Annotated in this window: 14 protein-coding genes; 7 read left to right on the top strand and 7 right to left on the bottom strand. The window is 61.2% G+C overall.

Annotation, left to right across the window (positions count from 1 at the left end):
* Positions 1-7 precede the first annotated feature (7 nt).
* The gene (locus tag C4J83_RS08945; RefSeq protein WP_017136163.1) at positions 8-1681 is read right to left on the bottom strand and encodes a DEAD/DEAH box helicase; all 1674 of its coding nucleotides are present in this window, start codon (positions 1679-1681) and stop codon (positions 8-10) included.
* Between the two features lie 421 nt (positions 1682-2102).
* On the opposite strand from C4J83_RS08945, the gene C4J83_RS08940 reads away from it, so the two are divergent.
* Positions 2103-2894, top strand: coding sequence for a crotonase/enoyl-CoA hydratase family protein (locus C4J83_RS08940; protein WP_124416819.1), 792 nt, complete (start codon positions 2103-2105; stop codon positions 2892-2894).
* 117 nt (positions 2895-3011) lie between these two features.
* Here C4J83_RS08940 and C4J83_RS08930 read toward each other — a convergent pair whose 3' ends face one another.
* Positions 3012-3767: a spermidine synthase gene (locus C4J83_RS08930; protein ID WP_124416817.1), complete on the bottom strand. Its 756-nt coding sequence runs from the start codon at positions 3765-3767 to the stop codon at positions 3012-3014.
* 124 nt (positions 3768-3891) lie between these two features.
* On the opposite strand from C4J83_RS08930, the gene C4J83_RS08925 reads away from it, so the two are divergent.
* Positions 3892-5238 (top strand): class II 3-deoxy-7-phosphoheptulonate synthase, encoded by a 1347-nt coding sequence (locus tag C4J83_RS08925; protein ID WP_078047560.1) that lies wholly within the window; start codon positions 3892-3894, stop codon positions 5236-5238.
* A gap of 178 nt (positions 5239-5416) precedes the next feature.
* Here C4J83_RS08925 and C4J83_RS08920 read toward each other — a convergent pair whose 3' ends face one another.
* Positions 5417-6634 (bottom strand): winged helix-turn-helix domain-containing protein, encoded by a 1218-nt coding sequence (locus C4J83_RS08920; RefSeq protein ID WP_124416816.1) that lies wholly within the window; start codon positions 6632-6634, stop codon positions 5417-5419.
* 45 nt (positions 6635-6679) lie between these two features.
* Positions 6680-6886, bottom strand: coding sequence for a DUF1127 domain-containing protein (locus tag C4J83_RS08915; protein WP_234452476.1), 207 nt, complete (start codon positions 6884-6886; stop codon positions 6680-6682).
* A gap of 97 nt (positions 6887-6983) precedes the next feature.
* Here C4J83_RS08915 and C4J83_RS08910 point away from each other — a divergent pair, with 97 nt between their 5' ends.
* A complete protein-coding gene (locus tag C4J83_RS08910; protein WP_124416815.1) occupies positions 6984-7838 on the top strand; it encodes a LysR family transcriptional regulator in 855 nt (284 codons plus the stop codon).
* Here C4J83_RS08910 and C4J83_RS08905 read toward each other — a convergent pair.
* Positions 7828-8577: a sulfite exporter TauE/SafE family protein gene (locus tag C4J83_RS08905; RefSeq protein WP_106576820.1), complete on the bottom strand. Its 750-nt coding sequence runs from the start codon at positions 8575-8577 to the stop codon at positions 7828-7830. The genes C4J83_RS08910 and C4J83_RS08905 overlap by 11 nt on opposite strands.
* A 109-nt stretch (positions 8578-8686) precedes the next feature.
* Between C4J83_RS08905 and C4J83_RS08900 the strand changes: the two genes are divergently transcribed.
* The 4 genes from C4J83_RS08900 to C4J83_RS08885 all read left to right on the top strand — a co-directional run bounded on the left by C4J83_RS08900 (position 8687) and on the right by C4J83_RS08885 (position 11888).
* A complete protein-coding gene (locus tag C4J83_RS08900) occupies positions 8687-9637 on the top strand; it encodes a LysR family transcriptional regulator (protein WP_124416814.1) in 951 nt (316 codons plus the stop codon).
* 80 nt (positions 9638-9717) lie between these two features.
* Entirely contained in the window at positions 9718-10170 is a 453-nt protein-coding gene (locus C4J83_RS08895) for a MarR family winged helix-turn-helix transcriptional regulator (RefSeq protein ID WP_119739485.1), read from the top strand.
* 254 nt (positions 10171-10424) lie between these two features.
* A complete protein-coding gene (locus C4J83_RS08890) occupies positions 10425-10844 on the top strand; it encodes an organic hydroperoxide resistance protein (protein WP_034126737.1) in 420 nt (139 codons plus the stop codon).
* Positions 10845-10871: 27 nt separating this feature from the next.
* On the top strand, positions 10872-11888 hold the full coding sequence (locus C4J83_RS08885; RefSeq protein ID WP_124416813.1) for an alpha/beta hydrolase: 1017 nt from the start codon (positions 10872-10874) through the stop codon (positions 11886-11888).
* A gap of 63 nt (positions 11889-11951) precedes the next feature.
* Here the strand turns inward: C4J83_RS08885 and C4J83_RS08880 are convergent, their stop codons facing one another.
* Together C4J83_RS08880 and earP are read right to left on the bottom strand one after the other, a co-directional pair.
* Positions 11952-12524: an elongation factor P gene (locus tag C4J83_RS08880; protein ID WP_003218698.1), complete on the bottom strand. Its 573-nt coding sequence runs from the start codon at positions 12522-12524 to the stop codon at positions 11952-11954.
* Positions 12525-12573: 49 nt separating this feature from the next.
* Positions 12574-13707, bottom strand: coding sequence for an elongation factor P maturation arginine rhamnosyltransferase EarP (earP, locus tag C4J83_RS08875; RefSeq protein ID WP_124416812.1), 1134 nt, complete (start codon positions 13705-13707; stop codon positions 12574-12576).
* Positions 13708-13808: the final 101 nt, after the last annotated feature.

Below are 13808 nucleotides of genomic sequence, written 5' to 3'. Positions count from 1 at the left end.
AGGCGGATCAATCTTCGCGGTAGCGACGCAGCTTCAGCTGCTTACCGGCAACGCGTGTGTCTTTGAGCTTGGCCAGCAGTTTTTCCAGACCGTCTTCCGGCAGCTCCACCAGGGAGAAGCTGTCACGCACCTGGATACGACCGATCGCTTCACGTGCCAGGCCACCCTCGTTGAGGATAGCGCCCAGCAGGTTCTTGGCCGCGATGCCATCACGCGCGCCCAGCGCGGTACGGCAGCGAGCACGGCCTTCAGCCAATGGAACCGGAGCACGACGCTCACGATCACCACGGTCTGGACGGTCGCCGGTACGCTCTGGACGATCACCGCGCGGAGCGTTGTTCGGCACCAGTGGACGTTCTTTCTCGATCGCAGCCAGGGTCAGGGCCTGACCGTTGGTAGCCTTGCGCAGCAGGGCTGCAGCCAGGGCACGCGGGGTGCAACCGATATCGGCAGTCAGGCGGTCCAGCAGATCGCCGTGGGTCGATTCAGCGTCAGCCACCAGCGGCGACAGGCTGTTGGTCAGTTTCTTGATGCGAGCATCGAGAACGGCCTGGGCATCCGGCAGGCGGACTTCGGCAACTTTCTGACCGGTTACACGCTCGATCACTTGCAGCATGCGGCGCTCACGCGGAGTCACCAGCAGCAGTGCACGACCTTCGCGACCGGCACGGCCGGTACGGCCGATACGGTGAACGTAGGACTCTGGGTCGTACGGCATGTCAACGTTGAACACGTGGGTGATACGTGGAACGTCGAGGCCACGGGCAGCAACGTCGGTCGCCACAACGATGTCCAGACGGCCATCCTTGAGGGAGTCGATCACGCGCTCACGTTGGTTCTGGGCGATGTCACCGTTCAGCGCAGCGGCTTTGTAGCCTTTGGCTTCCAGGGCACTGGCCAGGTCCAGGGTCGCTTGCTTGGTGCGCACGAACATGATCAGGGCGTCGAAGTCTTCGACTTCCAGCAGGCTCAATACAGCCGAGGTCTTCTGGTCGGCGTGAACCAACAGGTGAGCCTGTTCGATCGCGGTAACGGTCTGAGTCTTGGTCTGGATCTTCACGTGTTGCGGATCGCGCAAGTGGCGTTCGGCAATGGCACGGATCGACTGTGGCAGGGTGGCCGAGAACAATACGGTCTGACGGGTGGGTGGCAGCGCCTTGAAGATGACTTCCAGGTCATCCATGAAGCCCAGCTTCAACATTTCGTCAGCTTCGTCCAGAACCAGGTGGTTCACGGTCGACAGCACTTTTTCGTCACGACGCAGGTGGTCGCACAGACGGCCCGGAGTGGCGACAACGATCTGTGCGCCGTTACGGATTGCTTTAAGTTGTGGGCCCATAGGCGCGCCGCCGTAAACGGCCACAACGGTTACGCCTGGCATTTGCTTGGCGTAGGTTTCAAAAGCGGTTGCTACTTGCAGCGCCAACTCACGGGTTGGCGCCAGGATCAGGGCTTGCGGCTCGCGCTTGGCAGGATCGATGCAGTGCAGGATTGGCAGGGCGAACGCGGCGGTTTTACCGGTACCGGTTTGCGCTTGGCCAATCATGTCTTGGCCGGCCATGATGATCGGGATCGATTGCTGCTGAATAGCCGAAGGTTCTTCGTAGCCAGTCGCGATGACGGCAGCAAGAATGTTCGGGTTAAGATTAAAAGCGGCGAAGCCGCCGGTTTCCTGGGTCATGGGTCTGCCTCTAAGTGCATCCGCAAAGACCCATGCTCCAAAGCTGCGCATGCCGTGTTGAGACTCAAGAGTCGCCCTGGCTGCTTTGTCGGCGGGGATTTGCGAAAACGAATGAATGAAAAAGATTCGTCAAGGAAGAGTCCGCTGTGCGGACGTGCAGCCGAAGCTGACTTCGGGGAATTGCGCTACCTAAACGCGGCCCGGTTAAAGGCCGGCGCGCACTATACCGGAAATAGCTGAAAAAGGGAGCTTTTTTTATCGCAAAGCGCCGATAAACCGCGCTGCATCAAAGCCTTTGCGGATCGCCGCGCCAGGGTCTATTTTTCAAAGGCCCGGCCCTGTTGGTCATAACGCTTAAACGGTTCACCTGCCCATCAAGACCTTTGGTCTGAAACCCACCCAAGCCCTGAGGGCACACCCGATGAATCAAGCCAGCATCAGTCGCGTCAGCCGTGAGTTACAGGGCCATGTCCTGCTGTTGGGTCTGGACCGAGTGGCCAAGCGCAATGCCTTTGATCTGGATCTGCTCAATGAGCTGAGCCTGGCTTATGGTGAATTTGATCGAAACGACGAGGCGCGAGTGGCCGTGGTGTTTGCCCACGGCGACCACTTCACCGCCGGGCTGGACCTGGCCAATGTCAGCGGCGTGATGTCCGGAGGCTGGCAACCGCCACTGGGTGGCTGCGATCCATGGGGTGTGTTCGCCGGGCCGCGGGTCAGCAAACCGGTGATCGTCGCGGCTCAGGGCTATTGCCTGACCATCGGCATCGAGTTGATGCTGGCAGCCGATATCAATATTTGCGCGAGCAACACGCGCTTTGCGCAAATGGAAGTCCAGCGTGGAATCTTTCCGTTTGGCGGCGCGACCCTACGTTTTCATCAGGTGGCCGGCTGGGGCAACGCCATGCGCTGGTTGCTCACCGGCGATGAATTTGATGCACACGAGGCGCTCAGGCTGGGCTTGGTGCAGGAAGTGATGGCCAGCGAAGACTTGCTGCCCCGCGCCATCGAACTTGCCAACCGCATCGCGCGCCAGGCGCCACTGGGCGTGCAGGCGACGCTGACGTCGGCCCGCCAGGCGCGCATGCAAGGTGAAGCGGTCGCGGCGGCAGGGTTGCAGCCGTTGGTGGAAAAGCTGCTCAACAGTGAAGATGCCAAAGAGGGCGTGCGGGCGATGGTTGAGAAGCGCCCGGGGGTGTTCAAGGGGATTTGAGTGGACAGTGTCGGCCTCATCGCGGGCAAGCCCGCTCCCACATTTGTACGCGTACATCCTTTGGAATGCGGTCGAATGTGGGAGCGGGCTTGCTCGCGAAGAGGCCAGAACAGTTAACTACGTTGCCGGCCGAATAGCCTTGATCAACGCCTGCAACGAGTACCCCAACCGCGGCGCCAAAGCGTCGGCACGCGCCGTCAGCGCACCCAGGTCCAGTGCCTGATCCAGCTCCGAAGGCACCAGCAGAATCACATTGCCCTCCTTCACCGGCAGCTCCCAGTAATGCCGGTGATACAACCCGCGCAACAACGCCGCACCCAGTGGCTTGCCATCATCGGTTGCCCACTGGTTGATGACCAGCCAGCCGCCGGGGTTGAGTTTCTTCTGGCAGTTTTCCAGGAAGGTCCATGCCAGGTGCCCCACGCCCGGGCCGACATCGGTGTAGAGGTCGACGAAAATCAGGTCGGCCGATTCGGCGCTATCGAGCAACTGCAACGCGTCGCCAATGCGGATGTACAGCCGCGGATCGTCATCCAGCCCCAGGAACTCAATGGCCAGGCGCGGCACGTCCGGGCGCAGCTCAATGGCCTCGACGTCTTCCAGCGGCAGGAACTTGAGGCACGCCTGGGTCAGCGTGCCGGCGCCCAGCCCGAGGAACAGCGCACTCTCCGGTTGCTCGTGACACAACGCGCCAATCAGCATCGCGCGGGTGTAGTCGTACTCCAGCCAACTCGGGTCGGCGGTGAATACGCAGCTTTGCTCGATGGCGTCGCCAAACTCGAGAAAGCGGTAATCGGCCACTTCAAGCACGCGGATCATGCCGAAGTCATCATGGACTTCGGCCAGCAGGCGCTCGACACGCTCCTCGGTCATCACTACTCCTAAAGGGTTTACCGCACGGCAAAGGCGCGATTGTCGGCCAACCGGCGGCAACAGGTCACGCACTAATTGCTGATAACATTGGCGCCCCACCGTCAATCAACCAATCGAGTTCACGATGAGCCAACCCTGGAGCCCCGACAGCTGGCGCGCCCTGCCGATCCAGCAACAACCCCAGTACCCGGACGCTGCGCACTTGCTGCAAGTGGAGCAGAACCTGGCCAGCTACCCGCCGCTGGTGTTTGCCGGGGAAGCCCGCGAGTTGCGCCGTCAGTTTGCCGAAGTGACCCAGGGCCGCGCGTTCCTGCTGCAGGGCGGTGACTGCGCCGAAAGCTTTGCCGAGTTCTCTGCGGCAAAGATCCGCGACACCTTCAAGGTGCTGCTGCAGATGGCAATCGTGATGACCTTCGCCGCCGGCTGCCCGGTGGTGAAAGTCGGGCGCATGGCCGGTCAGTTCGCCAAGCCGCGCTCGGCCAACGATGAAACCATCGACGGCGTCACCCTGCCCGCCTACCGTGGCGACATCGTCAATGGCATCGGCTTTGACGAAAAAAGCCGCGTGCCGGACCCGGACCGTCTGCTGCAGTCTTACCACCAGTCCACCGCCACGCTGAATTTGCTGCGCGCGTTTGCCCAGGGCGGATTTGCCGACCTGCATCAAGTGCACAAGTGGAACCTGGACTTCATTGCCAACTCCGCACTGGCCGAAAAATACAGCCAGCTGGCCGACCGTATCGACGAAACCCTGGCCTTCATGCGCGCCTGCGGCATGGACAGCTCGCCGCAACTGCGCGAAACCAGCTTCTTCACCGCCCACGAAGCGCTGCTGCTCAACTACGAGCAAGCCTTCGTGCGCCGCGACAGCCTGACCAACGACTACTACGACTGCTCGGCGCACATGCTCTGGATCGGCGACCGCACCCGTCAGCTGGACGGCGCCCACGTCGAATTCCTGCGCGGGGTGAACAACCCGATTGGCGTGAAGGTCGGCCCGAGCATGAACCCCGACGACTTGATCCGCCTGATCGACATTCTTAACCCGGACAACGACCCCGGCCGCCTCAACCTGATCGCGCGCATGGGTGCCGGCAAGGTGGGCGACCACCTGCCCAACCTGATCCGCGCCGTGCAGCGCGAGGGCAAGCAGGTGCTGTGGAGCTCGGACCCGATGCATGGCAACACCATCAAGGCCAGCAGCGGCTACAAGACCCGCGACTTTGCGCAGATTCTGGGCGAGGTGAAAGAGTTCTTCCAGGTGCATCAAGCCGAAGGCTCGTATGCCGGCGGGATTCACATCGAAATGACCGGGCAGAACGTCACCGAATGCATCGGCGGCGCGCGGCCGATCACCGAAGATGGCTTGTCGGACCGCTATCACACCCACTGCGACCCACGGATGAATGCCGATCAATCGCTGGAATTGGCGTTTTTGATTGCCGAGACTTTGAAACAGGTCAAACGCTGAGACGGGCCTGTTGTGGCGAGCGGGCTTGCCCCGCGTTGGGCTGCGAAGCAGCCCCAAAACCACCCACCCCACCCGCCCAGGCATACCGCAGCGGCCGTACTGGGGCGGCTTCGCCACTCAACGCGGGGCAAGCCCGCTCGACACAGGAACCCGATTCAGCTCAAAAGCCTTCCACCCCTCAGGTTTGCAGCATTGCCACTCTTAAGCGGGCGGCACTTGGCCGCTGGCAGTTGAGCTGGACCTGTTCCAGCCCCAGCCAATCAGCCATCTGCCGCAGGTTCAAGGCCAACGCCTGCATCCCCTCCTCGTCCAGCCCCGGCTCTTCTTCGTGCACTGCATGCACGGCGAGCCGCCTATGGGCGCGTTCGGCCCGCAGGTCGACACGCGCGGCGATCCGCTCATTGTGCAAAAACGGCAGCACGTAATAGCCGTACACCCGCTTGTCTTGCGGGGTGTAGATCTCCAGGCGGTAGCGAAAATCAAACAATCGCTCGGTGCGGCTGCGTTCCCATATCAGCGAGTCGAACGGCGACAACAAGGCGCTGGCCGGTACCTTGCGCGGCACCTTCGGTTCCGGCAGGCAGTACGCCGGTTGCTTCCAGCCCTGCACCTCACACATCCGCAATAGCCCATCCTCGACCAGCTCGGCCAACCGGCCACGGCTGTCGGCAGGGTCCAGGCGGAAATAATCGCGCAGATCTTTTTCGGTACCGACGCCCAAGGCAGTCGCGCTGTGCAACAGCAAACCGCGCTGGGCCTCGGCCTCGCTCACCGTGGCCAGAAGGATGTCGGCAGGGATGACGCGCTCGGGCAAGTCATAGAGCCGCTCAAACCCACGCCGCCCCGCCACCGTGACCAACCCCGCGGCAAACAACCATTCCAGTGCGTGCTTTTCATCACTCCAATCCCACCACGGGCCGGCGCGCTCCTCACGGGTGGACAAGCTGCCAGCACCCACCGCGCCCTGTTGCTCGACGGTCTGCAGCACGCGCTGGACAGTGGCCTGCTGCTCGCGCCCGAACCGCGCCATTTGCGCATAAATCCCCTGGCCCTGCCTGGCCCGCTCCATGCGCCAGCGCATCAACGGGTACAGCGCCATGGGCAGCAACGAGGCCTCATGGCCCCAATACTCGAAGAGCGAGCGCCGCCGCCCCTGGCTCCAGGCAGCTTGTTCGAGGATCAGCGGGGAGTACTGGCCAAGGCGGGAAAACAGCGGCAGGTAATGCGAGCGCACCACGGCATTGACCGAATCGATCTGCAGCACACCCAAGCGCTCGATCAAACGATTGAGGTGCGAGGCCTTGATCAGTGCCGGCGCCTGGCGCCCGGAAAAACCCTGGGCCGCCAGCGCCATGCGTCGAGCGTGCTTGAGTGAAAAAGACAGGTCGGCGGGCATGAGTCTCTCCGTGTGGGCTCGCCGACTACCCTACTGCATTGCAGATTACTTTCGCAGCGGGTCTTGCCAGAAATGCAGGTGACTGTCCTGCTCCACATCGCCCCGATTAAGCCCGATGTCCTTGAGCGCATCGTCGCTCAAACTCGCCAGCGCCTGACGCTCATGGTGCAGGGCCTGCCAACGGGCAACCCGCTGAAAAAATCCGGAAAACGGACGTTTCGTCATCAACACAAAACCTTTCTGACCTTTCATCTTCTCGCCCTCCAATGGGGATGACGAGAGTGTGTGCCTGGCACTATGATCAATCCAACGAATGTTTCTTATGTAATACATCTCGGAGATTGATCAATTGTCCGGCTACCCAAGCATCGATACCGAAGTGCTGCGCACCTTCGTCGCCATCGCCGATCAGGGCGGCTTTACCCGCGCCGGTGAACTGGTCAACCGCACACAGTCGGCGGTGAGCATGCAAATGAAGCGCCTCGAAGAAGACGTGCTGCAGCGCAAGCTGTTCGAGCGTGACGGTCGTCAGGTACGGCTGACGGCGGAAGGCCAGGTGTTGCTGGGTTACGCACGGCGCATCCTGAAGCTGCACAGTGAGGTGTTCAACACCCTGCGTGAACCTCACATGGTCGGGCTGGTGCGCATCGGCACACCGGACGATTACGTGATGCGTTTCCTGCCGGGGATTCTCAAACGGTTTTCCAAGGCCTACCCGCTGATCCAGATCGAAATGCACTGCGAGTCGTCAGCGGTGTTCATGCAGCGGCGCGACCTGGCGCTGACCGTGATCAGCCGCGAGCCCGGCAATGAAATCGGCGAATTGCTGCGCAGTGAGCGCATGGTCTGGGTGGCGGCGCCGTGCTTCTGTGTGGATGAGCACGAGACCCTGCCCCTGGCTATTTCCGGCGTCGACAGCTTTTGCACCCAATGGACCCGCGCCGCGCTGGATGCTGCCGGCATCGACTATCGCCTGGCGTACCACAGCTCCAACGTCGCGGCGATTCAAGCCGTGGTCGGCTCGGGGCTGGCGGTGATGGTCAGCATGGAAGGCCTGGTGACCGACGACTTACGGATACTGGGCAGCGATGAAGGCTTTCCGCCTCTGCCGTCGATGAGCCTGCGCCTGCTGCGCAACCCGGCGATGGCCTCGCCCATCACCGAATGCCTGGCCGAGTACATCCTCGAAGGCTTCAGACTTTAAACGTCAGCATCACCGCGCACACCGCCAGAAAGCCGCAGAACAGGCCGCGCAATACCCGTTCGGGCAGCGCGTGGGCGACTTTTACCCCCCAACTGATACTGAGCAGGCCACCGACCGCCAACGGCACGCCGATCATCCAATCCACCTCCTGATGCCAGGCGTAGGTGACCAGGGTCACGCTGGTGCTGGGCAGCGCCAACGCCAGCGACAGGCCTTGAGCGACCACTTGGGTGGTGCCAAAAAGGCTGGTCAGCACCGGCGTCGCCACCACCGCGCCACCCACGCCAAACAAACCGCCCATGGAACCCGAGGCGGCGCCGAGCACGCCGAGCCAAGGCCAGGAATAACGCATCTGCGCAGTCGGCGGCGCATTGCGAGTGAACATGCGCAGCAGGTTGTAAGCGGAGAGCGTCAGCAGGAATGCAATAAAACCGATGCGCATCGCGCCGGCGTCCAAACCCACCGCCCAGATCGAACCCAGCCAGGCAAAGCAGAAACCCATGACGCCCAACGGCAACGCGTGGCGCAATTCGATACGGTTACGCTGGTGATAACGCCAAAGCGCCAGCATCACGTTCGGCACCACCATCACCAGCGCAGTGCCTTGGGCGAGCTGTTGATCCAGCCCAAACAACACGCCCAACACCGGGATGGCAATCAGCCCGCCACCAATGCCGAACAGCCCGCCGACCGTGCCCAGGGCTGCGCCCAATACCAGGTACATCGCTAAATCCAACACCGCGCATCACTCCAAAAGCCCCAGGCGACGCATGCTACGCAGTCGCCTGTGGCGTGGAAACGCACAGCAACGCACAATGGCTGTGCCGAACTCGCATAAGCGCCTATTCATGAACCCCAATACCTTGACCGATCAACTGAGCCTGTTTCTTGATGTACTGGAAACCGGCAGTTTTTCCGCCGCCGCTCGCCGCCATCCGCTGACCCCTTCAGCAGTGGCTCGGCGCATTGACAGCCTGGAAAGCTCGGTCGGCAGCCGCTTGTTTCAGCGCAGCACCCATGCCGTGGTGCCAACCCCGGCAGGCCTGGCGTTTGCCGAACGAGCGCGACGGATTGTCAGCGAGTTGCAGCTGGCCCGGGCCGAGGCGGTGTCGTTGAGCCATGCGCCGGAGGGCCTGATCCGCGTGGACGCGCCGGCAGCCTTCGGTCGACGGCACTTGGCGCCGGTAATTGCCGACTTTCTGAACGTGTATCCGGGGCTGGATGTGCACCTGCATTTGATCGACAGCTTTGTCGACATGCAGGGCGCGCACTTGGGCAAGGTCGACCTGGTGCTGCGCGCCGGGCACATCGTCGACACCCGCTTGATCGCCACGCCATTGGCCAGCATCGTGCGGATCGCCTGCGCCAGCCCGGCTTACCTCAAAAGCCGTGGCACGCCGACTCATCCTCGGGAGCTGAGCGAGCATGATGGCCTCGACTGGGACGGCCTGGCGCCGATGTTCGCCTGGCGCTTCGAGCTGGACGGGCGCCGCGCCACCTATCGCCCGCACCGCATCCGCCTGAGTGCCAATAATGCCGAAGCCCTGCTGTGCGGCGCGCTCGCCGGGCTGGGCATCGCGCACTTGCCGACGTGGCTGGCCAGTGAATACCTGGTGCGTGGTGAGTTATTACCGCTGTTTTGCGAAAACGGGCTGCCCAGCCCGGAAACCACCGGCATTTACGCGCTGCGTCTGGAACAGCAGGCCAATGCACGCAGCCGCCTGCTGCTGGAATACCTCAAGTCCCGCTTCAGCCCAGTACCGCCCTGGGATCTGGCATTACAAAGCGGCCTGGTCTGACCCCACAGGCAGAATTATCTGGCGCATTAAAGGTTTGATCGCTAGATTCCAGCCCATATACGCTTTTTCGAGGCACTGTCATGCGCAAAAATCCCGCCCCTTGCGAATCCCTCATGCTGGATAACCAGCTGTGTTTCGCCCTGCACTCCACTTCATTGCTGATGACCAAGGTCTACAAGCCGCTGCTGCAAGCCCTCGGCCTGACCTATCCGCAGTACCTGGCGATGATGGTGCTGTGGGAAGAAGATGGTTTGACGGTCGGCGAAATCAGCACTCGCCTGCTGACCGATCCGGGTTCGCTGACGCCGCTGCTCAAGCGGCTGGAAGCCGAAGGCCTGCTCAGCCGGACCCGCAGCCGCGAAGATGAACGTGTGGTGGTAGTGGAATTGACCCCGGCAGGCCGCGCGTTGCAGGAAAAAGCCATGGGCATCCCGCAGTGCATCCTCGGCGCCAGCGGGTTACAGCTGGAGCAGTTGCGCAAGTTGCAAAGTGACTTGATTGCCTTGCGGGGCAATCTGCAAGACGCAATTTAAAGGCATTCACGCAGTAAAAAGGTGGGAGCTGGCTTGCCTGCGATCGCGGTACATCAGTCATGAATACAGTGGCTGACACTGCGCAATCGCAGGCAAGCCAGCTCCCACATTTGTTTGGGGTTGCCCCAGAAAATAATGTCCGGGAAATATTTTTGTAAATTTATCTTGCGCGCTAAACATTAGCGCTATACATTCGCCTCACCAACTACTTAGCGCACAAACATTTAGCGCTAAAAACTCAAGAGGACGACACCATGCAAACTCTCTATACCGCAGTAGCCACCGCCACCGGCGGCCGTGATGGTCGTGCTGTTTCCAGCGACAACATCCTCGACGTCAAACTCTCCACGCCCAAAGAGCTGGGCGGCGCTGGCGGCCAAGCCACCAACCCTGAACAGCTGTTCGCGGCCGGCTACTCGGCCTGCTTCATCGGCGCACTGAAGTTCGTCGCCAGTCAGACCAAACGCAAAATTCCGGATGACGCTTCGATTACGGCCCACGTCGGCATCGGTCAAATCCCCGGCGGTTTCGGCCTGGACATCGACCTGCACGTGAGCCTGCCGGGCCTGGCGCAGGATGACGCGCAAAGCCTGGTCGACGCGGCTCACCAAGTCTGCCCGTATTCCAACGCCACCCGTGGCAACGTCGATGTGCGCCTGCACGTGACTGTCTGACGCCCTTTGCCGCCACTGGAGAAGCACATGAACACAATGGGTAAAGCCCTCACCGGTACCCTGCTCGCGCTGTCGATCAACACCGCGTTCGCCGCCCCCGGCGACGTTGAGCACACCACCCAGGCCTTCCTGGATGTGCTCAACGCAGGCACCGGTCAGCCAATGGAACAGTTGACGCCCAAAGACGCGCGGGCCGTGCTGACCGGCGCCCAGGCGGGTGTGAAGTTGACGCTGCCCAACGCCGATGTGAGTCAAAAAACCATTCAGGTTGATGGCAAGCCGCTGGACCTGACCATCGTGCGGCCAGCCGGGGTCAAAGGCGCATTGCCAGTGTTTATGTTCTTCCACGGTGGCGGCTGGGTGCTGGGCGATTACCCAACCCACGAGCGACTGGTGCGCGATCTGGTGGTGGGTTCCGGCGCAGTGGCGGTGTTCGTCAACTACACGCCTTCGCCGGAAGCGCATTACCCGGTGGCGATCAACCAGGCCTACGGCGCGACCCAATGGGTGGCCGAGCACGGCAAGGAGATCAATGTCGACGGCAAGCGCCTGGCGGTCGCAGGCAACAGCGTCGGCGGCAATATGGCGGCAGTCGTCAGCCTGATGGCCAAGGACAAAGGCACGCCGGCAATCAAGTTCCAACTGTTGCTGTGGCCGGTGACCGACGCCAACTTCGACACCGGTTCCTACAACCAATTTGCCGAGGGGCACTTCCTCACCCGAAACATGATGAAGTGGTTCTGGGACAACTACACCACCGACGCCAATCAGCGCACGGAGATCTACGCGTCGCCGCTGCGGGCCACCACGGATCAACTCAAGGGCTTGCCGCCTGCGCTGATCCAGACCGCTGGCGCCGATGTGCTGCGTGACGAAGGTGAAGCCTACGCACGCAAGCTGGACCAGGCCGGTGTACCGGTGACCGCCGTGCGCTACAACGGCATGATACACGACTACGGTTTACTCAACGTGGTCAGCCAGGTGCCGGAAGTCCGTTCAGCCTTGCTGCAGGCCTCGCAAGAGCTAAAGCAACACCTGAAGTAAACAGGCGCCCATGAAAAAGCCCGACTCTAGGTCGGGCTTTTTTTCGTATCGGTGGGGCCAGAATTACTTCTTGGCGCGACCTTTGTACGAACCACCTTCACGGGTGTCGATCTCGATCAGGTCGTCGATTTCGATGAAATCAGCCACTTGCAGCTCGGTACCGTTAGCCAGTTTGGCAGGCTTCATGACCTTGCCCGACGTGTCGCCGCGAGCGGAACCTTCGGTGTAGGCAACTTTACGCACGATAGTGGTCGGCAGCTCTACGGAAACCAGGCGGTCTTCGAAGAAGATCGCTTCGCAAACGTCTTCCATGCCTTCTTCCACGAACGGCAGAACAGCTTCGATATCTTCAGCGTTCAGCTCGTACATGGTGTAGTCGGTGGTGTCCATGAACGTGTAGGTGTCGCCGCTGATGAAGGACAGGGTCGCTTCTTTGCGGTCGAGGATCACGTCGTCCAGTTTGTCGTCGGCGCTGTAAACGATCTCGGTCTTGTAACCGGTCAGCAGGTTCTTCAGCTTGGTCTTCATGATTGCGCTGTTACGACCAGACTTGGTGAACTCAGCTTTCTGAACCAGCCAAGGGTCGTTTTCGAGACGGATCACTGTACCGGGTTTCAGTTCTTTACCAGTTTTCATTGCGTATATCCGAAATTTGGATGGGATTTACAAAAATCAAGGTCGCGTATCATATCCAACTTTCATAAAACTGTACCAGCGCCGTCGCAAGATCAGCCTGCAAGCCTTGTTCCAGACACCACGCCTGGGCGTTCTGACTCACCTCTGGCCAGTGCTCCAGCAGCATTTTCCACGGTTGTGCCATATCGCCATCAGCGTTCCAGGCTTGCCAAAGGGCAACCACCGCTGCCTTGGCGGCGGGCGACAAGGCCCCGGTGTACAACTGCAGGAAGGCATCAAGCTTGTCCAGATGGATGTCTTCGTCCTGGCGATAGATGTGCCACAGCATCGGCCGCCCGGCCCATTGGGCGCGTACGAACGAGTCTTCGCCGCGCACGGCGTTGAAGTCGCAGCACCACAGCAGGCGGTCATATTGCTCCTGGCGTACGAACGGCAACACTTGCACCGTCAGGGCATAGCGCTGATGCACCGCCCCCACCGCAAGGCCTTCCACGCCGAGCCAGCGCTGCACATCGCCAAGGATGCGCCCTTCGGGTACCAACAGATGAGTGGCACGCCCGTCCGTCGCCAGCACGTCCAGCCAACGGGCGAGCCCGGCGTTTTCGTAGGCGAACAGCGACATCAAACGCGCGCCATCTGCCGGAAATACGCCCAGCGCTTGCAGGAATTGCCGCTGTGCGGCGCGATCCTCCTGAAAGGCCTGACGCTGCTCCAGCAAGCCGCCTTCGCGTAAAAGCCCGCCAGTGCCCGGCCGAAAGCCAGGAAAGAAGAAATACTTCTGCACGCCCTTGAACTTCACCGACGGCAGACGATGGCAACCCACCACCCAGTCTTCAGCGCTGAGGTAGTCCAGGTTCATCCACAACGGCGTGCGGTCGCGCGCGGCCATTGCTTCCATGTACTCAGGGGGCAACTGGCAGGCAAAGGCTGCGATCACTACATCGGCGCAAGGCGTGTCGCGCCATTGTGCCGGCCAATGGCACACCTCTACGCCTTCCTGCCATTGCGGGTTCAGTTGCACATCAATCTCTGGGCACATGCGTTCAAAAGCACGCAAGTCATCGACCCACAAGCGCACGTCGCAGGCGTGCTCCACCACCAGTTGCCGGGCCAGGCGCCAGGTCACGCCAATGTCGCCGTAGTTGTCGACGACGCTGCAAAAAATATCCCAGCGGGCTTTCATTCCGGGCTCCAACACTCAAAGGCTCGATTGTCCGCATAAATGCGTCGATGCAGAAGGCTTGATCGCGATTATTCTGCACAGTGGCTGTGCGACAATCGCCG

Source organism: Pseudomonas sp. LBUM920 (assembly GCF_003852315.1).
Lineage (GTDB): Bacteria > Pseudomonadota > Gammaproteobacteria > Pseudomonadales > Pseudomonadaceae > Aquipseudomonas.
This window is presented reverse-complemented; position numbering and strand designations above follow the sequence as displayed.

What these genes read in the sequence shown, in the direction of transcription:
- C4J83_RS08915 (WP_234452476.1), bottom strand. Translation starts at nt 6,886, where the DNA reads ATGAAAGGTCAGAAAGGTTTTGTGTTGATGACGAAACGTCCGTTTTCC.
- C4J83_RS08930 (WP_124416817.1), bottom strand. Translation starts at nt 3,767, where the DNA reads ATGACCGAGGAGCGTGTCGAGCGCCTGCTGGCCGAAGTCCATGATGAC.
- C4J83_RS08885 (WP_124416813.1), top strand. Translation starts at nt 10,872, where the DNA reads ATGAACACAATGGGTAAAGCCCTCACCGGTACCCTGCTCGCGCTGTCG.
- C4J83_RS08925 (WP_078047560.1), top strand. Translation starts at nt 3,892, where the DNA reads ATGAGCCAACCCTGGAGCCCCGACAGCTGGCGCGCCCTGCCGATCCAG.
- C4J83_RS08890 (WP_034126737.1), top strand. Translation starts at nt 10,425, where the DNA reads ATGCAAACTCTCTATACCGCAGTAGCCACCGCCACCGGCGGCCGTGAT.
- C4J83_RS08900 (WP_124416814.1), top strand. Translation starts at nt 8,687, where the DNA reads ATGAACCCCAATACCTTGACCGATCAACTGAGCCTGTTTCTTGATGTA.
- C4J83_RS08920 (WP_124416816.1), bottom strand. Translation starts at nt 6,634, where the DNA reads ATGCCCGCCGACCTGTCTTTTTCACTCAAGCACGCTCGACGCATGGCG.
- earP (WP_124416812.1), bottom strand. Translation starts at nt 13,707, where the DNA reads ATGAAAGCCCGCTGGGATATTTTTTGCAGCGTCGTCGACAACTACGGC.
- C4J83_RS08945 (WP_017136163.1), bottom strand. Translation starts at nt 1,681, where the DNA reads ATGACCCAGGAAACCGGCGGCTTCGCCGCTTTTAATCTTAACCCGAAC.
- C4J83_RS08895 (WP_119739485.1), top strand. Translation starts at nt 9,718, where the DNA reads ATGCGCAAAAATCCCGCCCCTTGCGAATCCCTCATGCTGGATAACCAG.
- C4J83_RS08940 (WP_124416819.1), top strand. Translation starts at nt 2,103, where the DNA reads ATGAATCAAGCCAGCATCAGTCGCGTCAGCCGTGAGTTACAGGGCCAT.
- C4J83_RS08880 (WP_003218698.1), bottom strand. Translation starts at nt 12,524, where the DNA reads ATGAAAACTGGTAAAGAACTGAAACCCGGTACAGTGATCCGTCTCGAA.